Here is a 21,279-nt window from a genome sequence, read left to right as displayed (position 1 = left end):
GGGGTAGGGGCCCTATATAAAGATTCAGACAAATTATACCTGTGCACGATTAGGACAGGTCGCGACCTGTCCCTACAGTATACCCTTTCAAACTCACAAACCTCTAAAACTTCATCCTCGGCTCCGGGCTCACATACTGATCAGCAAAGTCACCTTTAAGATACTGGTAATGAGCCGTTATAGCAATCATACCTGCATTATCGGTACAATACTGAAAAGCCGGAATGTAGACGTTCCAATCGTACTTTTTTGCATAGTCCTGCAGGGCCTGGCGAAGGCCGGAGTTGGCAGACACGCCACCAGCGATAGCCACTTCTTTTATGCTCAGGTCCTTTGCAGCCAGCACCACTTTCTTTAGCAGGGTCTTGATCAGGGTATACTGCACGCTGGCGCAGATATCAGCCAGGTTCTCCTGTACGAAGTTCGGGTTATCTTTCGTTTTATCTTTAAGGAAGTAAAGCACGGAGGTCTTGATGCCGCTGAACGAAAAATCGTAGCCGGGCATGTTGCCTACCGGGAACTCGAAGGCCTTTGGGTTACCCTGTGCCGCCGTCTTGTCGAGCATGGGTCCGCCTGGGTAGGGCAGGCCAAGCATTTTAGCGGTCTTGTCGAAGGCCTCCCCTACAGCATCGTCCGTGGTCTGGCCAATAATCTCCATGTCCAGGTGGTCTTTTACGAGCACAACTTGGGTATGGCCGCCGCTCACAGTCAGGCACAGGAACGGAAAATTGGGTTTTGGGTCATCGATGAAGTGCGCCAGGATGTGCGCCTGCATGTGGTTTACATCAATAAGGGGGATGTTGAGGCCCAGCGCAAACGACTTGGCAAATGAGCTGCCCACCAGCAAAGCGCCCAGCAAGCCCGGGCCGCGGGTAAAAGCCACTGCATTTAAGTCAGTTTTGTTTACATTTGCTGTATTCAGGGCCTGCTGTACCACCGGAATAATGTTCTGTTGGTGTGCTCGCGACGCAAGCTCCGGCACAACACCGCCGTATTTTTCGTGAACAGCCTGAGTAGCAATAACATTTGACAAAACCTTGCCGCCACGTATAACCGCAGCAGAGGTTTCGTCGCACGAAGATTCAATCGCTAATATTGTAGGTTCAATCATCTTTTGGAAAAAGAACAGTCCATAAATTACTTCAAAGTTATAGGAAAAGCCATTCTAAAAATAGTTTTGGCCTTAATCCTGTTGCTTTTGGTGACATTTGCGGTTGTTTTTGTGGCTATTCGCTATCCGGGTGTGCAAACCAAGGTCGCCCAGAAAGCAGCCGATTACATCTCCCGTACCATTGATCACGAAGTCACGATCGGGCGTGTGGATATTGAGTTTTTCAGCAACGTGATTCTGGAACAGGTGAAGGTGCTCGATTACCGGGGTGAGGAACTGTTTTACGTGGGCCGGGCCGAGGCAGACATCAGCCTGTTCTCTATCTTCCGGCCAAACACCCTGGGTATAGCCACGCTAGAGTTGCAGGAGCCACGGGCCAACCTGGTGCAGTACGAAGGCACCGACTCCCTCAACCTGTCTGCCTTCATCACTTCACTCGGCAATCTGATCACCAAAGACACGACCAAGGCTTCCCAACCTTTCGAGTTCTCGATCGATGAACTGATCATCCGGAATGGGACCTTTACCTACGACGATTTTAACCGCCCTCCCACCGATTACGGCATCGACTACTTTCACTTAGGTATAGACAGTATCTCGGCACGCTTTACGGAGTTTGAGCCCGGCGACACGCTTAAGGTCCGGGTGACAGACCTGACCGCCTTCGAACGTCCGTCCGGTATACGGCTGCACAACCTCGATGTGTTGATGACCTATGCTTCTACCTTCTGGGAATGGGACGAGCTCGACCTGCGAGTGAACGAAAGCAACGTGCAGGAATATATCCGCTTCGACTATAACCGCTTTGGCAACTTCTCTGATTTCATTGACAGTGTGACAATGACGGCTCGTATGAAGGACTCACGGGTATTTTCCCGTGACATCGCCCTCTTTGCCCCACAGATCAAAGACTACGATGAGAATGCCTACATCGCATCGGGGGAATTTGAAGGTCGTGTAGCGGAGTTCGTGGCGACCAACCTGGATGTAAAGTATGGGCAGAACACCCACATTGTAGGCACTATGAACGTGGACGGCCTGCCTAACTGGGGTGAAACCTTTGCCAACATCCGCCTTCAGACCTCTTCGCTTAATGCCGATGACATCAAGCAGTTTCTGCCTGCCGATGCCTATACCATTGCCTCCCGATTAGGAACAGTGAAGATCGACGGGCGCTTCCTGGGTTTCTACAATGACTTCGTGGCCAATGGCAGTTTTGCTACGGCGCTGGGCAATGTGCAGTCCGACATCAACATGAAGATAAACCGGAGCAACAATGCCTCCTCTTACCGTGGTCGCCTTAAAACCCAGAATTTCAACATTGGTCGCCTGATAGGCAATGCGGACGTTATCAAAACAATCACCATGGATGGTCGTGTAGTGGGTTCCGGTTTTACACTGGAAGACGCCCGCATGGAGATCAACGCAGATATTGCCCAGCTTCACCTCCTTGATTATAACTACCGCAACATCCGCACGGACGGCACCCTGAGCCGCCAGCGTTACGAGGGTCGCTTTGCCATTGCTGACCCGAACCTCGTCTTTACGGCCAATGGCGAAGTGAACCTGGCAAATAACAACCAGGCTTTCAACCTGAGGGCTGATCTGGACAAAGCCGACCTGAAAGCGCTACGCATTTCGGATAAGTCGGTAATCGTACAGGCCAATGCTGACCTCAATTTCCGCGGCCTCCGACTTGATGACTTTGAGGGCACCGCCTTTTTTGACAGTGCCGCCGTCACTTACGAAGGCCAGCGTGTCGCCCTCGACACGATCCGGGTACAGTCACGTATCGGTGAGGGTATACGTAGTCTTACGCTCCGCTCTACCCCACTGGCCTTGCGCGTGAGTGGAGACTTTGATTACTCTGTCCTGATAGACGATCTGAAGCAACTGGTGCAGGAGTATCAACTTAATTTTGAGAGTAACGATGCCGCCACAGCTGCTTATTATAGCCGCAAGCGCCCCTCTACCCGCCCCGAGTATAGCCTTGACTATGATCTATACCTGCGGCGGGTCAATCCGCTCATTCACTTATTTGTGCCAGAGCTCACTGTTTCCGATTTCTCAAAGCTGGAGGGCACCTTCCGGCATGGCAATACAGTCATCCTGACATCCTATGCGCAAATAGACACGATCCTGTATGACGATGTAACACTTTACGAGAATGACATAGAGCTTAGTACCTCCAAGCTGCAAAACAGTCCGAATGTGCTGGCCAGTGCCCAATTTACCTCTGAAAAGCAGTTGCTTCCTTCTGTGGGTGAAACAGAGCGCCTCCTGCTGGAAGCCATCTGGAGTGAGCGCACGATCGGGTTTTATACCAACCTGCTGCAACCCGCTTTTAACAACCAAGCCACCGTGGTTGGCGACATTAATTTCCTCCAGGACCGCCTACAGGTCGTATTTGGCAGATCCAATATTACCCTCCGCGAAACGCCCTGGGCCTTCCAACCGGGCAGTATGGTGTACATCAGCGAGAACGGAAAGCGCTTTGATTTTGAAGAGCTGATACTTTCAAACCAGGACCAGATCATCCGGGTAGACGGCGCCATCGGTCAGGACCCGGGTAGTACGCTGGTGGCTAGCATCAAGAACTTTGACCTCCGCAACCTCAACCCGCTGATGCCCGAGCAGATCAGAGGCACCCTGAATGCCGAACTGACGGCACAAGATGTTTATAACAATGCCCTCCTGAACGCAGGCATGCGCGTCGACTCGTTCTATCTCGACAATGTGTTGATCGGCGACATCCGGGGCAAAGGCGACTGGAACAATGCGCAGCAGCAGATGGTGGTCGATGTGGACGTAGAACGAAACAGCAAGAAAGTATTAACACTGACAGGCAACTACTATCCCCGTGCTGAAGAAGAGCAACTGGATATGCTGGCCGTGCTGGACGAAACCCAGCTCAAGATTGTGGAGCCGATCCTGAAACCGATTATGTCGCAGCTGGAGGGGACCATGGAGGGGCGCATCCGGGTGCTCGGCAAGTTGTCGGCACCGATCCTGACTGGCTCTGTCATGGTTACCGGCGGTCAGTTCCGCTTCGATTACCTTGGCACCACCTACCGATTCTCCGACCGTGTATATTTCGGGGCCAATAGCATTAGCTTCCGCAATGCGCAGCTGCGTGACCTTTATGGTAATGTGGGCACTGTGACAGGCGGCATCGCCCACGATGGCTTCCAGAACATGGTGCTCGACCTGAATGCCCGCTTCCGGAACCTGATGATCCTGAACACGACCTACGAGCAGAATGAGTTGTACTATGGAACCGCTTTCGGTACTGGTACAGCCAGTGTGCTAGGTCCTGTGGACAACCTGAAGATAGACGTGAACGCCCGAAGTGACGCCAACACCCGTATTGTTGTGCCGCTTGACAACCAGACCGACCTGGCTCGCAAAGACTTTATCCGTTTCGTAAACCGCAACATCAGCGACTCAACCGGTGTGGCCGTGGCGGTGGAAGAGCAGCGGGTTGACCTTTCTGGCATCAACATGAACTTTGACCTGGACGTGACTGATGACGCCTATTTCGAAATTATCATTGACCGGCAGACAGGTGACGTGATCCGGGGTTCGGGCAGCGGACAAATCCAAATGACGATTGACACCCGGGGTGAGTTTAATATGTATGGCAACTTTGAGATTGCCAATGGCGCCTATAACCTTAACCTGCTCGAAGGTGTGGTATCACGTGAATTCCGTGTGACGCCTGGTGGTACTCTGTCCTGGAACGGTGACCCGCTGGAAGGTATCATGGACCTGCGTGCCACCTATACTCAAAGTGCATCCCTAGCTGATATTATGACCACCCGAGGCGAAAGCGACTTAACATCTGCCCCTCAAGGTCGCTACCCGGTAACGGCGATTGTTGATCTGAAAGGTCCTATACTGACACCTGAAATTCGGCTGGGCCTGGACTTTGAGAGTATGCCGGCCAATGCCCGCCTGCAGCTTGACCCTATCATTGCAGCTATCCGCAACGATGAAAATGAATTGAACAGACAGGTATTTAGCTTACTTGTACTGCGTAGGCTGGCACCTATTGGCATGTTTGCCTCTTTTGACAATGCTGGCGTTTCGGCAGTGGGCGGTAGTTTAGGAAGCTTGCTCACAGGACAGCTCAGCGGCTTGCTCAACTCCATAGACAGTAACCTGGAGGTCGATATCGGCCTGGGTGATGTGAGTCAGGATGCGCTCTCCACTTTGCAACTGCGCCTGAGCTATACCTTCTTTCAGGGTCGTCTGCGGGTAAGCAGCCAGACAGGTATAGGTGCAGCCGCACAGTCCGAGCAGGCTGGTGGCAACAACCGAAGCTCTTATCAGGGTAACTGGTCCATTGAGTACTACATCACGCAAAGCGGCGAGTTGAGAGCCCGACTGGAGTATAACACCCTGCCTGAAAACTACCGCACCCGGGTTTCGAATACGCAACGCCTTAGCTTACTGCACACGAAGCGCTTCGATAATTTGCGGGAGCTCTTTGGCCGGGATCGGGATGCACGCCGCGAGCGCCGACGCGAGCAGCGGGAAACCCCCATCATCCTCGACTCCGACCCACGCATGAATCTGTAAAGCCCGGAACACTAGCCGGGCTTTTTGCATTAGCTGGCCGGAAGCACCTCATATTTAAATAATATTTCTATTTTTGCACGGAAGCGTATCGTATGGCAACAACTACCCCCAAGACAGTCAAGAAGAAGAAGCTCGGTAATTACCCGCATGCCATGGTGGTGTTCTCCATCTCCCTGGCTTTGTTTGTAATTGGCCTTTTCGGCATGCTGCTGATCCATGCTGGCAAGCTCTCCGACATTGTGAAGGAAAGCATTGAAATGCAGGTATACCTGGATCGTGATCTGACGCAGGTACAACTGGATCGTTTGCAGAAGACACTGGCTGCGAAAGAGTACGTAGCTTATAAGGGGGATACAGCCCAGGTACGGTTCCTGTCAAAAGAAGAGGGTGCCAAGGCCTTTCTTGAAGAGACCGGTGAAGACTTCATGGCCTTTTTGGGAGATAACCCACTCCGTGACACCTATGTGCTCCGCATCAACGCCGAGAGCTCCAGTTCAGCCCAGCTCAAAGGTATAAAAAACGACATCGAAGGTATAGAGGGGGTGTATGAAGTACAGTATGTGGAGAGCCTGATCGAGTCTATTAACAGCAACATTCAGAAAATCAGCATCCTGCTGATCGCCTTTGCAGGCATACTGGTGCTGGTGGTGATTATCCTGATCAATAACACCATCAAACTTGCCTTGTACTCCCAGCGATTCCTGATCCGGAGTATGCAGTTGGTGGGGGCTACCTCTTTCTTTATTCAGCGACCTTTTCTTAACCGCGCCGCATTTCAAGGCATCATAAGTGGCATTGTTGCATCTGTTCTGCTTTTTGCGCTGATGCACTATGCTTACCGTGAGATTACAGAACTGAGTCTGCTTAAAGACGAAGAGCAGATGTACATGCTCATGATCGCCCTGATCGTATTGGGTGCCGTAATCGGTTTCCTGAGCTCTTACCGCGCCGTACGCAAGTACCTGCGCCTTTCACTTGACGAACTATATTAATATGGAAAATAAGAACAAACTTGCCTTTGGCAGAAAGAATTACATCCTGATGCTGGTGGGCATTGCCGTGCTGGCAGTAGGTTTTATCATCATGACACTCGATGACGAGCAGTATGGCCTCGGCTTTATGGGCATCACATTGGGCCCGATCGTGGTCATGGCCGGCTTTGTGATCGAGCTGTTTGCGATCATGGTGAAAGATAGAACACACGAAAACACAGAAGAGTAGTTAGATGAGTGAATGGCAGGCTATCATTTTAGCCATAGTTGAAGGACTTACCGAATTTTTGCCTGTATCCTCTACAGGTCACATGATCATTGCTTCTGCCCTGATGGGTATAAACGAGCTTCCGATCACCAAAATATTTGCCGTAAACATTCAGTTTGGTGCCATCCTGTCGGTGGTGGTGCTGTATTGGAGGCGCTTTCTCAACAGTTTTGAGTTTTATCAGAAGCTGATCTTCGCCTTTATACCTGCGGCTGTCATTGGCTTCCTGCTCAACGACGTAATCGACGCGATGCTGGGCAGCGTGTTTATCACGGCTGTGATGCTGGTGGCTGGCGGTGTGGTACTGCTTTTCGTGGACAAGTGGTTTGCCCATGCTCAGGAGAACAAGATCACTTATAAGAATGCGCTTGTGATCGGTTTCTTCCAGTGCATTGCTATGATTCCGGGTGTTTCGCGCTCTGCAGCTTCTATTATCGGTGGCCTTACCCAAGGCATCAACCGCAAGGCGGCAGCTGAATTCTCCTTCTTTCTGGCGGTACCTACTATGCTGGCAGCAGCTGGTTATAAGTTGGTAAAAGACCTGCTCAAGCTGGAGATCTCAGACATCGTCACCTTCGACCTCGTAAAAATCAGAAACAGCTTCGACGTCATTACAGCCGATGACCTGCGCCTGTTGCTTATCGGCAATGTGGTTGCTTTTATAGTGGCTATGATCGCGATCAGGTTCTTCATCAACTTCCTGACCAAGTATGGCTTCAAGATGTTCGGGTATTACCGTATAGCACTAGGTATAGCCTTGCTGGCGCTGCTGGCCATGGGTGTTGACTTAAGAGTATAACATGAACTACAACTTTGAAGCAGGCGAGATACTGCTCCTTGATAAACCGCTTACCTGGACGTCGTTTGACGTGGTGAAAAAAGTGCGCAATACCCTGCGTGTAAAGAAGATCGGCCATGCCGGCACCCTTGATCCTTTGGCATCAGGGCTGCTGATCCTGTGCACCGGTAAGTTCACCAAGCGCATCGACGAGATACAGGCGCAGGAAAAAGAGTACACCGGCACCATCACACTGGGCCAGACCACTCCCTCCTACGACCTCGAAACGCCAGTGAGCGAAAGCAAGGACATCAGTCACCTGACACCAGAGGACATACAGGCTGCCGCCAATAGTTTCGTAGGCACCATCGAGCAAATCCCTCCTATTTACTCGGCGGTGATGATAGACGGCAAACGTGCCTATGACCTGGCCCGCAAAGGCAAGGAGGCCGAGATGAAGCCGCGCACTGTAACCATCAAAGCCTTTGACATCACAAACATTGAGGGAGCTATTATTTCTTTCAAAGTGATTTGCAGCAAAGGCACCTACATCCGCAGCCTGGCCCACGATCTGGGACAGAAATTAGGAGTAGGCGCACACCTGTCTGCCCTGGTGCGTACCCGTATCGGGGAGTACAAGTTAGAGGATGCCCTCACGATCGAAGACATTCAGGAAATCAGAAGAGCCCAACTCGAAGCGAATGGAAGTAATTCGTGATATAGCTGAGTTTCCGAAGCTGAGTTTCCCGGTGGTCACCAGCGGCACCTTTGATGGTGTGCATGTAGGCCACCAGAAGATTCTGCAGCGCGTGAAGGAACGTGCCCGCCAGACTAATGGTCAGAGTGTGGTCATCACCTACTGGCCTCACCCGCGCCTGGTGCTCTTTCCAGAGGACAATGACCTCAAGTTACTCGCCACCATCGAGGAGCGCATTGAGCAGCTACGCAGCTTCGGGATTGACTACCTGCTGATCATACCGTTTACCAAAGCATTTTCCCGCCTGAGTTCGCGCACCTTTATTGAAGATGTGCTCGTGAAGGCCATCCATACCAAAGTGCTCGTCATTGGGTACGACCACCGCTTCGGGAAAAACCGCGAAGGCAGTTTTGAGCATCTGAAAGCCCGCTCCGCCCAATATGGTTTCGAGGTTGAAGAAATTCCGCGTCAGGATGTGGACGACATTGGCGTGAGCTCCACCAAAATCCGCAAGGCCATTGAGTCGGGTGATATACCTACGGCCAACCGCTACCTGGGCCATACCTACAGCCTTACCTCTACCGTGGTGGAGGGCAACAAACTGGGGCGCACCATTGGCTTCCCGACTGCCAACCTGGCCATGCCCGCTTCGCACAAGCTTATACCTACCCATGGCGTATATGCGGTTTGGGTAAAGCACAACGAACAGCGGCTACCCGGTATGATGAACATCGGCATACGCCCGACAGTTGACGGTTCTCACCTGACCCTGGAAGTACACCTGATTAATTTCGAAGGCGACCTCTATGGCCATACCCTGACCGTTGAGTTTGTGGAAATGCTGCGTCAGGAAAAGAATTTTGAGGGCCTCGAAGCACTTAAAACACAGCTAGCCAAAGACAAAGAAGATACGATGCGTGTACTGGGAGCGCAGTAAGGTATAGTCAATTCGTAATCAGCTAAACAATCCATCCCTTAAAAGAGTAATCTAAACGATTTCGGACTCTACAGACTCAGGTATAGGTCCGGAATTCAGATAGCTTTTTTAGGCAAAATTTGGATGGAGCACATTACCCTTCTTTACGACCCGGCACAGGAACATGTAGTACAGGATCAAATCATACCTGTATTCGGGGACCAGATTTCCCAGGTACAGCCCTTCCAGCACAACGAAGTCTCCCGGCTGCCCATATCACATGCCTGCTGTGTGGTCACTTACCTCAACGACGAACAGCTTTCCGAAGTAGTGCCAGCTGCCATACGAGAGAAGTGGACGCTAGGCTTTCTGCCCCACCCTGACATGAAAGAGGCGCGACAAGGGTATGGCATATCGGGTGACCTGCTGGAGGCGATCGTGGATATTCGCCAGAGAGACAAAGGTATAAACGCCGACCTCCTGATCTGCAACGACAAGCCCGTTTTCAATACCGTGGTGATCGGCAACAGCCTGAGCCTGATGTCGGCCAATGTGTCGCGCAACCCTATTTTGTCGCGCATGGACAAGGTAAAGAGCATCTTCCGCCACCCGGAACTACTCAAGCCCCGGCCTTTCACCATCACGACCGGTAACAAGCCGCCCATCAAAACAGCTGCTTTGGGTATTATATCTGTGCTGCACGGCAAAAGCTCGCTGGTGTCACGTATTCTGCTGAAAGACTCCTTCATCAATGACGGGCGATTGCATGTGCTTATACTGGCACCGCGCAGCATCATGGAGCTGGTCAGGTTCTCGGTTTCGTCTGCTTTTGGTCAGAACGGCAGCCAGCGGATGCCCTCGTTTATCGGACACATCAAAACGCGGTCTGTGTTGATCAGCAGCGAGATCCCGATGGACTTTTCGCAGGACAACAAGCTAATGAGTTCCAGGGAAATCGAGCTGCATGTGAGCGCTGATAAACTCACCATCATACCCGGGCGCTACCTGGTGGTTGATAATAAAAAAAGTGACGCTGAGGAGAAATTTAAAGTAGGCACGCTGCCCCAGGGGGAGTCTTTCCTAAAAGAGTTTGCGGCAGAATCATTGCCGTGGGTATTCCATGCCTCCACGCACGAGTTCAAGGGCTTGTTCACCGTGCTGCGGGAAAATGCGAGGCCATCCAGCGCCTACCTTACCTTGATGGTACTTTCCACGATGCTGGCCACTTTCGGTTTGTTTGCCAACTCTACCCCTGTTATCATTGGTGCCATGATCCTGGCTCCTCTGATGTCCCCGATCATATCGCTCTCCATGGGTGTGCTGCGTCAAGACCGCAAACTAACACTCCAAAGCATGAAGACAATCGGCTATGGCTTGCTGCTAGGCTATATTGCTGCCATACTGCTGACTTGGCTCAGTCCTCTGCAAGCCATGAACGATGAAATAACCGCCCGCATACGTCCTAACCTCCTGGACCTGGGTGTGGCTATCGTGTCAGGTATAGCAGGCGCTTATGCACACGCCCGTGAAGAAGTAGCCAAGACACTGGCAGGTGTCGCTATTGCGGTCGCGCTTGTCCCTCCGCTGGCTGTGTCTGGTATCGGCATCGGCTGGGCTGACTGGGATGCTTTCATCGGTGCGCTGCTCCTGCTGATGACCAACCTGGCAGGCATTGTGCTGGCTGGTTCCTTCACGTTCATGCTGTTAGGCTTCAGCCCCCTGCATCTGGCCAAGAAGGGACTATTGGTATCGTTGCTGGTGGTAGTGATCGTGAGTATGCCGCTGGGCTACGGCTCCTTTACCATGATCCGGGACCATAAGGTGATCCGTTCTCTCAGCAACTTTACTGTAGACGACATTACCGTCAAGCAGGTATCCGTTGTCCGCGGCAATCCCATGACCCTGAGCGTGACGCTTGTATCAGAGGAGCCGATTGACAACGAGGATCTGGATCGCGTGAAAGCTGCTATCTCCCGGGAAGTAGGAACAGAAGTAATGTTGGAAGCCCTGATCGTGGTGAAAAAATAACTCCTCACCTGAGCTGGGACGGATTTCACCTAAAAACGAAAGGGCTTCAATTGTATATGGCCTTTTTTCTATCTAACTTTCTATCGGATAAAATCTAAGTTCAATGGCTGTCGGTGCTGGCTATACCTGCCGGACTGGCACATAAGCATACCTTCTAACAATGATAAATAAAACTGTAAAGAACGCACAGGAGGCCCTGCAGGGTGTGCAGGACGGCATGACCCTGATGCTGGGCGGCTTTGGCTTGTGCGGTATCCCCGAGAACACCATTCAGGAGCTCCTGCGCCTAGGCGTGAAAGACCTGACCTGTATTTCGAATAACGCCGGTGTGGACGACTTTGGCATTGGCCTGCTCCTGCAGCAGCGCCAGGTAAAGAAGATGATCTCCAGCTATGTGGGCGAGAATGCGGAGTTTGAGCGCCAGTTGCTGAGCGGTGAACTGGAAGTAGAGTTGATTCCGCAAGGTACGCTGGCAGAGCGCATCCGTGCTGGTGGTGCTGGTATACCTGCCTTCTTTACGCCTGCCGGTTATGGCACTGAAGTAGGCGAGGGTAAGGAAAGTCGTGAGTTCAACGGCAAAATGTACCTGATGGAAGAGTGGCTGAAAGCAGACTTCTCATTTGTGAAAGCATGGAAAGGCGACACAGCCGGTAATCTGATCTTTAAAGGCACTGCCCGCAACTTCAACCCGATGATGGCCGCAGCCGGTAAGATCACAGTGGCGGAGGTAGAGGAGCTGGTGCCGGCCGGTGAACTGGACCCGAACATGATCCATACGCCGGGCATTTATGTGCAGCGCATTTTCCAGGGCGAGAAGTACGAGAAGCGTATTGAACAGCGCACAGTTAGAACCGCTTAACCGACAAACAAATGGCTTTAGACAAAAATCAGATAGCGAAACGAATCGCAAAAGAAGTAAAGAACGGCATGTATGTGAACCTGGGCATCGGTATACCTACGCTGGTGGCCAATTACATTCCGGAGGGCGTGGAAGTGGTGCTGCAGTCGGAGAACGGGTTGCTGGGTATGGGCCCCTTCCCTACCGAAGACAAGGTGGACGCCGACCTGATCAATGCCGGCAAGCAGACGATCACAACACTGCCTGGCTCCTCCATTTTCAGTTCTGCCGAGAGCTTTGGTATGATCCGGGGTGAGCATGTGGACCTGACCATTCTGGGTGCCATGGAGGTATCAGAGCAGGGCGACATTGCCAACTGGAAGATTCCAGGCAAAATGGTGAAAGGTATGGGCGGCGCCATGGACCTCGTGGCCTCCGCCAAAAACATCATTGTGGCGATGCAGCACACCGCACGTGACGGATCCTCAAAGCTGCTCAAAGAATGTACCCTGCCGATCACAGGTCTTAAATGCATCAAGAAGATCGTGACCGACCTGGCTGTGCTCGAAGTGACTGATGATGGTTTCAGACTACTGGAGCGCGCGCCTGGCGTGAGTGTGGAAGAGATACAGAAAGCGACGGAAGGACGCCTGATTGTAGAGGGGGATATTCCAGAAGTGCAGCTTTAAGGAGCTATACCTGTTACACCGAAAGCGCAGTGCAAAACTGCGCTTTTTCTTTTTAAATTTGCATGAAGGCGCTTTTTAACGCTTTCGAACAAAATATCATATCAAAACGATACTTGCTTCACGTATACCTGAGGCAAGCAACCACTAATATATATGAGTGAAAAGATAGAAGCGAATTCTGAGCACAGACTGTTACTGCGCCAGCTGGAACTCAAAGACTACAAGGAAGTGAAAGAGATCATGGATCTGGTGTACTCTAACATTGACGGCGCCTGGACCAGAAAAGAATTCTCCAATCTCCTCAAAAAATTCCCGGATGGCCAGATCTGTATAGAAGACAAAGGTCAGGTAGTGGCCGTAGCGCTCAGCCTGATCGTAGACTACGCCGTGTATGGCGACAAACATACCTATGAGCAGATCGTGGACAGAGGCACTTTCAAATCACACGATCCGGAGGGTGACACGCTCTATGGAATTGACGTATTTGTGCACCCGGAGTACCGCAACCTGCGTCTGGGCCGTCGTCTGTATGACGCCCGCAAGGAAATATGCGAGAACCTGAACCTGCGCGGCATCATAGCCGGTGGCCGTATACCTGGCTATAAAGACTATGCAGACAAGCTGACGCCTGCCAAGTACATTGAGATGGTGCGGAACAAGGAGCTGGCAGACCCGGTGCTGTCGTTCCAGCTGAGCAACGACTTCCACGTCCGTAAGATCCTGAAAGGTTACCTCCCCGATGATACAGATTCCCGCGCCTACGCGACCCTGCTCGAGTGGGTAAACGTGTATTACGAAGAGAAGGAAAAGCTGATCGGTGGCAAAAAGACCGTTGTGCGTATCGGCATTGTGCAGTGGCAGATGCGTGCCGTAAAGTCCCTCGAGGACATGATGCAGCAGATCGAGTTCTTTGTGGACACCGTGAGTTCATACAAATCAGACATCGTGGTATTCCCTGAGTTCTTCAATGCTCCCCTCATGGCCCTCTCCAAAGAAGACTCTCCTTCAGAGGCTATCCGAAATATGGCGGAGTACACCGACGAGATAAGAGAGCAAATGATTCACATGGCGCTCTCCTACAATATCAACATCATTGCAGGCAGCATGCCGGAGTACTACGACAACAAGCTCTATAACGTGAGCTACCTCTGCCGCCGCGACGGTACTTATGACAAGCAGTACAAGCTGCACGTGACACCAGACGAATCTCATTACTGGGGTATGCGCGGTGGTCATAAGCTAAAGATCTTCGATACCGACATCGGTAAGATCGGCATCCTGATCTGCTACGACGTGGAGTTCCCGGAACTGGCCCGTATGCTGTCTGACATGGATATGAAGATTCTATTTGTACCGTACTGGACCGATACCAAGAACGCCTACCTGCGCGTGCGCCTCTGCGCCCAGGCCCGAGCCATCGAGAATGAGTGCTATGTGGCCATCACAGGTAGCGTGGGTAACCTCCCGAAAGTAGAGAACATGGACATCCAGTACTCTCAGTCCGCCGTCTTCTCCCCTTCCGACTTCGCCTTTCCACACGATGCTGTGGTAGCCGAAGCTACGCCGAACACAGAAATGACCCTGATCGCTGACCTGGACCTGGACCTGCTCAAGGACCTGAACACAGCTGGCAGCGTGCGTAATCTCAAAGATCGCCGTAAGGATCTGTATAATTTGAGTTGGGTACTGAGGCAGGAGGAGTAGGAATTTAACTAAAACTAAAAGAGGGCTGTCATTAACTGACAGCCCTCTTTTAGTTTTAGTTAAGTTAGAGCAAAAGCTAAGCTAATGCTGCTCTCCTCCTCTTTTTGTTTTCAAGAATAACAGCCACCATTATTCCGAAAAGTAAACCAACCAATCCGCTGATAGCCAAGTATTTTTTTAAACTCGGCCCAGTAGGTCGCAACCTCGGCGTAAATCCAGTCACGATCTCTACGTTTGCAAGTTTCTCCAAGTCTGCTTCCAAATTAACCTGTTCTTTGTACATGGAGATACTTTCACGGTACAAATTGGTAGGATCTATGGGCTGACCGTATACGAACCCATTAACAGGCCCTCTTGGCTCGCTTACATTCGTTTTCATACTATCAATAGAAGATATTTCTCCTCTAAGCTTAGCAATCATATTTTCAACCTGCTTTTGCTTAATTCTCTTTTGACGTGCAAAATATCTATTGTTTTCCAGGTAGTTCATGATAGCCGGTTCCAGATTATCAAAAAGCTGAGGGTCATAAATAGTTAGCTCAATTCGAAAAGGAGAACCCGTAAGCACACTGTCTTCATCGATCCTATTCTGATCAAGATTATAAAAATTCATTTCTTTGATTTCTTTTGCAGTGGCTGCTGTTATATCTAACCTTTCTGCCACCGCTTCGAAGTTGTCATCTTCTATCATCTCCGAAAGTTTATTTAACTGATCCTCAATAAACTCATTTCGGATATTAGCTAAAACTAAAGTCATAGAAGAGGTATAGAAAGGTTTTATGAGTGAGTACAAACCATATCCAATACCTATACTAAGCGAAGTAAAGATAAATAAAAATGCAGCCCTCCTTATAATAAGCTGAATAAGGTTGCTAATCCCCCTCTCAATGTTGATTCCAAATTCTCCCAGTTTTTTAAAAACTATGTTCAAATCAATTTCATCCTGAGTGTATTCTCTTTTAGCTTTATCTTTATCGTCTAAATTATACATTGTTAACCCAATTTTTAGGCAAATATAGTTGATAATGTAAATAGTATATTACTTACTAATTAAAATCATTGAATATCAACCGAGGGATATTCTAGTAATGAAAAATCGCACTGATTCAATATATTTTTGCCTGTTAATATTCCTGAAATTTTGATACACCTTCTTAAAGCGCTAACTTGCCGCCCATTTGAAATAACACGTTTAATTGATAGTAGGTGAGTCTCGCTTCACGTGTCCTCGACAGGATATCTAAAAAACAACTTTATAAGAATTTTCTTGCACTACTTGTATTACAAGGAAGTAACTATATAATCCCGTTAATAACTCTTCCTTATATTATTCGCACATTAGGACCTGACAAGTTTGGTCTGATAGCATTTGCACAAGCATTTATACAATATTTTATTATCATAACGGACTTTGGCTTTGATCTGTCGGCTACAAGACAAATCTCTATTAATAGGCATGACAAGCAAAAGGTTTCTAAGATATTTACATCTGTCCTTATTATAAAAATTTCGCTGTTTGCGCTTGGCCTTCTAATATTTCTACCGCTCATTCATTATATGCCCGATTTTAGTGCAGAAAAAGAACTTTTAATGTGGTTCTATCTATCTGTACTGGCACAGGCGCTTTTCCCTATCTGGTTATTTCAAGGTTTAGAAACCATGAAATACATAACCTACCTAAACATCATTTCAAAAGTAATTTTTAATAGCCTCATTTTGCTCTTCATAAAAAGTGAAGCTGAGTACATACTTTATCCTGTTCTCCAATCCACAACATCACTCGCAGCAAGTGTTTTAGGAATAATAATTGTTATTGGTAGTCTGCAAGTAAGGTTCAGTAAAGTATCAAAAGCAGATCTTATAATTCAGATTAAGGAAGGATGGTATATATTCATTTCTAATGTTACTATAAGTTTATATACAGTATCAAGTGCCTTTGTACTGGGATTATTCTTCAATAATAGGATTGTGGGTTATTACTCTTCTGCGGAGAGGGTTGTAAAAGCTTTCCAAGGTTTATTAAGCCCTGTTACACAAGCTATATACCCACATGTAAGTAATCTGTTTAATACGTCACGTAAAGACGCGATTATTTTCTTGAGAAAGGCTACTTTATTAGTTGGAGTATTTACTTTTACGCTCTCTGCGGGTCTATTTTTCGCTTCAGATCTTATTGTAGATTATCTCTTTAAGGATGCCTATGAAGAATCTAAGTTAGTTTTGCGCATACTGGCGTGGGTACCATTTATTGTTGCAATGAGTAACATTTTTGGTATTCAAACTATGCTTAATTTAAAATACAGGAAACAATTCTTTCGCATTTTGCTAATTTGCAGTGCTATTCACCTGGCCATAGTGGTAGTCCTAGGATACAATTTTATGCATATCGGTGTAGCAACTTCTGTACTTTTCACAGAAGCTCTCATAGCAATTATGATGTATAGATTTCTGGTAACAAAACGGATATATCTTATAAAATTATAAAATGTACGATTATTTAATAGTAGGTGCTGGCATGTACGGGGCTACATTTGCCCGTGAAATGACTGACAAAGGCAAGAAGTGTCTTGTAATTGACAGAAGAAGCCATATTGCTGGAAACTGTTATACAGAAAATAAAGAGGGAATAAACATACATAAATATGGTGCGCATATTTTCCATACAGATGATGAGAATATCTGGAATTATGTGCAGCGTTTTGCTGAATTCAATAATTTCAAAAATAGTCCTCGCGTCAGGTATAAAGACAAAATATATTCTTTCCCGATAAACCTGTTCACATTATACCAAATATATGGGGTACAAACACCTGAAGAAGCAAGGCAGAAGTTGGAAGAGGTAAGAGTTAAGAATGATAATCCACAAAACTTAGAAGAGTGGATACTGTCGCAGGTTGGTGAGGAAATTTATGATATCTTCATAAAAGGCTACACTACAAAGCAGTGGATGAAAGATCCAAAGGAACTACCTTCATTTATCATCAAGCGGTTGCCTATTAGGCTGAACTTTAATGATAACTATTTCTTTGACAGATTTCAAGGTATACCTATCGGAGGCTATACAAAACTATTTGAGAATTTGCTTTCAGGTATAGAGGTGCAACTTGACACGGACTATTTTGCTGATCGCGATTATTTCGATGGTCTGGCCGACAAAGTTGTATTTACTGGCAGGATTGATGAATTCTATAATTACCGTTTTGGCGAGTTGGAATATAGGACACTCCGATTTGAGCATTCCTATCATGCTATAGAAGATTATCAAGGGAATGCTGTGGTAAATTACACAGAACTGGATATACCTTATACCCGGATAATAGAACACAAGCACTTTGAGTTTGGTAAACAACCTTATACTTATGTCACCAAAGAGTACCCGGAAGTGTGGCAAAAAGACAGCATTCCGTATTATCCAATTAATGACGATACGAATACCAAAATATTTAACCAGTATAAAACTCTCAGTAAAGAGGAAACGAAATACATATTTGGTGGTCGTTTAGCAGACTACCGATACTATGACATGCACCAGGTAATCGGTTCGGCACTGGCAAAGGTTCGCAGAATTGAGGAAACCATTTCAGCTTAAAATACATGCGAATTTTATTTTACTGCCTCACATTCTATCCTGAAAACTCTGGTTACTCTAATGCTTTTCAGAATCTTGTCAAAGCTATTACAAACTATTACCCTGAAGTACAGATCGATTTAGTAACACCGAATAACTTAGGAGATAAAGCTGAGTTTTCAGCCCCTAACGTGAATGTGATCAGGTTAAACTATAAGCTTACAAAAAATAAGCTTGGTTTCTTTTTAAACAGCTACCTGTTTGCAAAGCAATTCAATCAGCTGTTCTTAAAACAGAATTATGATCTAGCCTTTGTTGAAACCTTTGAAGATTATGTATTTCTGAGTAACCTACATCGAAATGTTTACAAGAAACTATTGGTAAGGGTTCACTCTACATTCGAGACAGAATACATGGTTTACTTCCCTAATTTTAAATATAAGTTAGGAAAATATATTTTAAAGAATTTTGTATTCAACAAAGTAAAGTACGTTGCATCTACAAATAACTTCCACATAGACTTTATCAAAACTCACTACTTAGATAACAACTTATACCATATAGCCCATAAAGGCTATTTTACACTTCCGAATACGATGCCAATGGTAGCGGGTGATACTCAAGGTGATAGTATCCCAGTTGGAAAGCTGAAGTTTTTTACACTAGGTAGAATGGACGAAGGCGGTTATCTGCAGAAGGGATTTGACGATTTGCTCAATGCATTAATCCTTATAAAGGATAAAGTGAGAGATAAAATAGAAGTAAAAATAGTTGGTAAAGGAGATTACCAGGCGAAACTTAAATCAAAGGCTAAAGAAAACAATCTAAGTTTTATACAATTTATTGACGGTTTTACGCATCATGAAACATTGGAACAGCTGATAGCTTCTGATGTAGTCATACTACCGTCGCGGTATGAAGGCCTGTCGATGTTTGCCTTAGAAGCTATTGCAACATCTAATGCCGTACTGTTTTCTAATACAGGTGGATTGATCGATCTGGTCGAAAACAATGGGTTTCTGTTTGAGCCACAGAACGTAGAAGACATGGCTTGCAAAATTGAAAAATTGGTTTTCTCATCCCCGGTAGCTTTAGCAGAGATGAAAAGAAATTCTGTTAATGTATTCACAGCAAAGTTTTCGGAGAAAGCAACCGCAGACAAATTCTATAATATTCTTAAGATAGTTAAAGCTGATAATTAATGTGTGGAATTACGGGGTTTTGTGATTTTACCTCCAGGTCAGGTATAGAACATTTAAAACTAATGACCAATGCTTTGGAACATCGGGGACCAGATGACTCCGGCATCAAAGTATGGGGTAATGATAACAGCAGTGTTGGATTTGGCCATAGGAGATTGTCTATTCTGGACTTGTCCATGAATGGCCATCAGCCGATGCTCAGCCTAAATAGTCAGTTTGCTATTGTCTACAACGGTGAAGTTTACAATTTCGCGGATATAAGAAAGGAACTTCAGCAACTAGGTTATCAATTTAATTCTAATTCTGATACAGAAGTTATTTTAAATGCATTTATAGCCTGGGGAATAGATTCAGTTCATAAGTTCATAGGCATGTTCGCCTATGCTATTTATGATATCCAGAACCAGCTTATTCACATCGTACGTGATAGAGCTGGTGTCAAGCCGCTTTATTATTATTTTCATGAAGGGCTTTTTCTCTTTTCGTCTGAATTAAAGGCTTTCTATAAACACACAGCTTTCCAGAAACAAATAGATTATGATAGTGTAGGCAATTTCCTTCAATATGGATACATCCCTACCCCTTATACGATTTTCCAAAATACGCATAAGCTAAAGCCAGGTCATTCCCTTACCATTGATTTAAGAACTCAGCAAATTAATGACAAGCCTTATTGGGACCTATCCCAATTCTACGGTGCAAATACTGGAATTTCGATAGAGCAGGCTATTGAAGAAATAGAACCCTTACTTATTTCCGCCTGCAATTACAGAATGGTATCGGATGTCCCGGTAGGTGTTTTCCTGAGCGGTGGATATGACAGCACATTAGTTACGGCACTTATTCAGGCTAACCAGTCTCAAAAGCTGAAGACTTTTTGTATTGGATTCGATGACAAGCAATTTAACGAAGCAAAGTATGCAAGGGAGGTAGCCAATCATTTGGGGACAGACCACACAGAATATAATTGCACTCCAGACGATTTGCTGAACATTGTGCCTGATTTGCCCTACATATATGATGAGCCATTTGGAGATAGCTCAGCGGTGCCAACTATTTTGGTTAGCAGAATTGCTCAGAAACATGTATCTGTCGTGTTATCTGCCGATGCAGGCGACGAGGTTTTTGCTGGATATGGAAAGTACTCAACCTTCCTTTCAATCTACCAGAAGTATAATAATATTCCAAGCTATGCAAAAAAGGCACTATCCAGGATATTAGAAACTAATATCCACAGAGGACTGGACTTTTTGAATATCTATAACCTCGAAACGCGTGTCGCAAAAACGAAAGAACTTTTCTCAAATCAGGATATTAATGCTTACTTCAATGTCCTAAGCCAGTTCTTCTCCACAGAAGAAATCACTTTACTTTTAAAGGGCTCTTACAATTCCGGAAGGAGTACATTCTTCAATTCGGGCAGAAATAGTATAGGAGGTGATGATATGAACTCACTCCTATTGACAGATTTCAGAACCTTTTTGCTAGACGACATTTTAACTAAAGTTGACAGGGCAACTATGTCGGTTAGCATTGAAGGTCGTGAACCATTGTTAGATCATCGCATAGCTGAGTATGTGGCAAAGCTACCTTCTTCCTATAAAATTAAGGATGGAGTTTCAAAATACATGCTTAAAGAAATAGTGCACAAGTATGTGCCATCAACGATAATGAATCGTCCTAAGATGGGATTCAGTATACCATTATCTAAATGGCTGAATGCTGATCTGAAGCCAATGGTGATGGACTACTTTAGCCCGGACTATATCAAATCTCAAGGTATTTTTGACCCTATGAGATTTAACAGCATAAGAGATCAGTATGTTAAAGAGAAAAAATATAACCCACAGAAAATGTGGTTTATATTGATGTTTCAGATGTGGCATGAGAAATGGATGAATTAGAGC

At 47.0% G+C, this 21,279-nt stretch carries 16 protein-coding genes; 14 read left to right on the top strand and 2 right to left on the bottom strand.

The features are described 5' to 3' along the window. Positions 1–103: 103 nt before the first annotated feature. Positions 104–1,111, bottom strand: a complete 1,008-nt coding sequence (gene tsaD / locus Q1A54_RS17475) for a tRNA (adenosine(37)-N6)-threonylcarbamoyltransferase complex transferase subunit TsaD (RefSeq protein ID WP_299990688.1) — start codon at positions 1,109–1,111, stop codon at positions 104–106. A gap of 66 nt (positions 1,112–1,177) precedes the next feature. On the opposite strand from tsaD, the gene Q1A54_RS17470 reads away from it, so the two are divergent. The 10 genes from Q1A54_RS17470 (at position 1,178) to Q1A54_RS17425 (ending at position 14,602) form a co-directional block, all read left to right on the top strand. Further along, positions 1,178–5,692, top strand: coding sequence for a translocation/assembly module TamB domain-containing protein (locus Q1A54_RS17470; protein WP_366915836.1), 4,515 nt, complete (start codon positions 1,178–1,180; stop codon positions 5,690–5,692). Positions 5,693–5,784: 92 nt separating this feature from the next. Further along, positions 5,785–6,684, top strand: coding sequence for a permease-like cell division protein FtsX (locus Q1A54_RS17465; RefSeq protein WP_299990684.1), 900 nt, complete (start codon positions 5,785–5,787; stop codon positions 6,682–6,684). 1 nt (position 6,685) lies between these two features. Further along, positions 6,686–6,913, top strand: coding sequence for a DUF3098 domain-containing protein (locus Q1A54_RS17460; protein WP_196119567.1), 228 nt, complete (start codon positions 6,686–6,688; stop codon positions 6,911–6,913). 4 nt (positions 6,914–6,917) lie between these two features. Continuing rightward, positions 6,918–7,751 carry an undecaprenyl-diphosphate phosphatase gene (locus Q1A54_RS17455; RefSeq protein ID WP_299990682.1) on the top strand — a complete coding sequence of 278 codons (834 nt, stop codon included), beginning with the start codon at positions 6,918–6,920 and terminating at the stop codon, positions 7,749–7,751. A 1-nt stretch (position 7,752) separates the two neighbouring features. After that, positions 7,753–8,448 (top strand): tRNA pseudouridine(55) synthase TruB, encoded by a 696-nt coding sequence (truB, locus tag Q1A54_RS17450; RefSeq protein WP_299990680.1) that lies wholly within the window; start codon positions 7,753–7,755, stop codon positions 8,446–8,448. Next, positions 8,432–9,364, top strand: coding sequence for a bifunctional riboflavin kinase/FAD synthetase (locus tag Q1A54_RS17445; protein WP_299990678.1), 933 nt, complete (start codon positions 8,432–8,434; stop codon positions 9,362–9,364). Before truB ends, Q1A54_RS17445 begins: the two co-directional genes overlap by 17 nt. Positions 9,365–9,487: 123 nt before the next feature. After that, the gene (locus Q1A54_RS17440; protein WP_299990676.1) at positions 9,488–11,371 is read left to right on the top strand and encodes a DUF389 domain-containing protein; all 1,884 of its coding nucleotides are present in this window, start codon (positions 9,488–9,490) and stop codon (positions 11,369–11,371) included. Between the two features lie 160 nt (positions 11,372–11,531). Continuing rightward, a complete protein-coding gene (locus Q1A54_RS17435; protein WP_299990674.1) occupies positions 11,532–12,230 on the top strand; it encodes a CoA transferase subunit A in 699 nt (232 codons plus the stop codon). An 11-nt stretch (positions 12,231–12,241) separates the two neighbouring features. Next, positions 12,242–12,898: a CoA transferase subunit B gene (locus Q1A54_RS17430; RefSeq protein ID WP_196119577.1), complete on the top strand. Its 657-nt coding sequence runs from the start codon at positions 12,242–12,244 to the stop codon at positions 12,896–12,898. 153 nt (positions 12,899–13,051) lie between these two features. Further along, positions 13,052–14,602, top strand: a complete 1,551-nt coding sequence (locus tag Q1A54_RS17425) for a carbon-nitrogen hydrolase family protein (protein WP_196119579.1) — start codon at positions 13,052–13,054, stop codon at positions 14,600–14,602. Between the two features lie 76 nt (positions 14,603–14,678). On the opposite strand, the gene Q1A54_RS17420 is transcribed toward Q1A54_RS17425, so the two are convergent. Next, complete coding sequence (locus Q1A54_RS17420; protein ID WP_196119581.1) at positions 14,679–15,593, bottom strand: chain length determinant protein; 915 nt, start codon at positions 15,591–15,593, stop codon at positions 14,679–14,681. Positions 15,594–15,808: 215 nt separating this feature from the next. On the opposite strand from Q1A54_RS17420, the gene Q1A54_RS17415 reads away from it, so the two are divergent. Genes Q1A54_RS17415 through asnB form a run of 4 tightly spaced genes read left to right on the top strand, consistent with a single transcriptional unit; the run spans position 15,809 to position 21,276 of the window. Next, complete coding sequence (locus Q1A54_RS17415) at positions 15,809–17,086, top strand: flippase (RefSeq protein WP_299990671.1); 1,278 nt, start codon at positions 15,809–15,811, stop codon at positions 17,084–17,086. A 1-nt stretch (position 17,087) separates the two neighbouring features. Continuing rightward, a complete protein-coding gene (gene glf, locus Q1A54_RS17410; RefSeq protein WP_196119583.1) occupies positions 17,088–18,191 on the top strand; it encodes a UDP-galactopyranose mutase in 1,104 nt (367 codons plus the stop codon). A gap of 5 nt (positions 18,192–18,196) precedes the next feature. Then, on the top strand, positions 18,197–19,372 hold the full coding sequence (locus Q1A54_RS17405; RefSeq protein ID WP_196119585.1) for a glycosyltransferase family 4 protein: 1,176 nt from the start codon (positions 18,197–18,199) through the stop codon (positions 19,370–19,372). After that, on the top strand, positions 19,372–21,276 hold the full coding sequence (asnB, locus tag Q1A54_RS17400; RefSeq protein WP_196119587.1) for an asparagine synthase (glutamine-hydrolyzing): 1,905 nt from the start codon (positions 19,372–19,374) through the stop codon (positions 21,274–21,276). The genes Q1A54_RS17405 and asnB overlap by 1 nt, the downstream gene beginning before the upstream one ends. The last annotated feature ends 3 nt before the right edge of the window (positions 21,277–21,279 follow it).

Source organism: uncultured Pontibacter sp. (genome assembly GCF_947502515.1).
Lineage (GTDB): Bacteria > Bacteroidota > Bacteroidia > Cytophagales > Hymenobacteraceae > Pontibacter.
This window is presented reverse-complemented; position numbering and strand designations above follow the sequence as displayed.

Excerpts from the sequence above, each read along its gene's own strand:
- tsaD (WP_299990688.1), bottom strand. The coding sequence starts at position 1,111 with ATGATTGAACCTACAATATTAGCGATTGAATCTTCGTGCGACGAAACC.
- Q1A54_RS17465 (WP_299990684.1), top strand. The coding sequence starts at position 5,785 with ATGGCAACAACTACCCCCAAGACAGTCAAGAAGAAGAAGCTCGGTAAT.
- Q1A54_RS17460 (WP_196119567.1), top strand. The coding sequence starts at position 6,686 with ATGGAAAATAAGAACAAACTTGCCTTTGGCAGAAAGAATTACATCCTG.
- Q1A54_RS17455 (WP_299990682.1), top strand. The coding sequence starts at position 6,918 with ATGAGTGAATGGCAGGCTATCATTTTAGCCATAGTTGAAGGACTTACC.
- truB (WP_299990680.1), top strand. The coding sequence starts at position 7,753 with ATGAACTACAACTTTGAAGCAGGCGAGATACTGCTCCTTGATAAACCG.
- Q1A54_RS17445 (WP_299990678.1), top strand. The coding sequence starts at position 8,432 with ATGGAAGTAATTCGTGATATAGCTGAGTTTCCGAAGCTGAGTTTCCCG.
- Q1A54_RS17440 (WP_299990676.1), top strand. The coding sequence starts at position 9,488 with ATGGAGCACATTACCCTTCTTTACGACCCGGCACAGGAACATGTAGTA.
- Q1A54_RS17435 (WP_299990674.1), top strand. The coding sequence starts at position 11,532 with ATGATAAATAAAACTGTAAAGAACGCACAGGAGGCCCTGCAGGGTGTG.
- Q1A54_RS17430 (WP_196119577.1), top strand. The coding sequence starts at position 12,242 with ATGGCTTTAGACAAAAATCAGATAGCGAAACGAATCGCAAAAGAAGTA.
- Q1A54_RS17425 (WP_196119579.1), top strand. The coding sequence starts at position 13,052 with ATGAGTGAAAAGATAGAAGCGAATTCTGAGCACAGACTGTTACTGCGC.
- Q1A54_RS17420 (WP_196119581.1), bottom strand. The coding sequence starts at position 15,593 with ATGTATAATTTAGACGATAAAGATAAAGCTAAAAGAGAATACACTCAG.
- glf (WP_196119583.1), top strand. The coding sequence starts at position 17,088 with ATGTACGATTATTTAATAGTAGGTGCTGGCATGTACGGGGCTACATTT.
- Q1A54_RS17405 (WP_196119585.1), top strand. The coding sequence starts at position 18,197 with ATGCGAATTTTATTTTACTGCCTCACATTCTATCCTGAAAACTCTGGT.
- asnB (WP_196119587.1), top strand. The coding sequence starts at position 19,372 with ATGTGTGGAATTACGGGGTTTTGTGATTTTACCTCCAGGTCAGGTATA.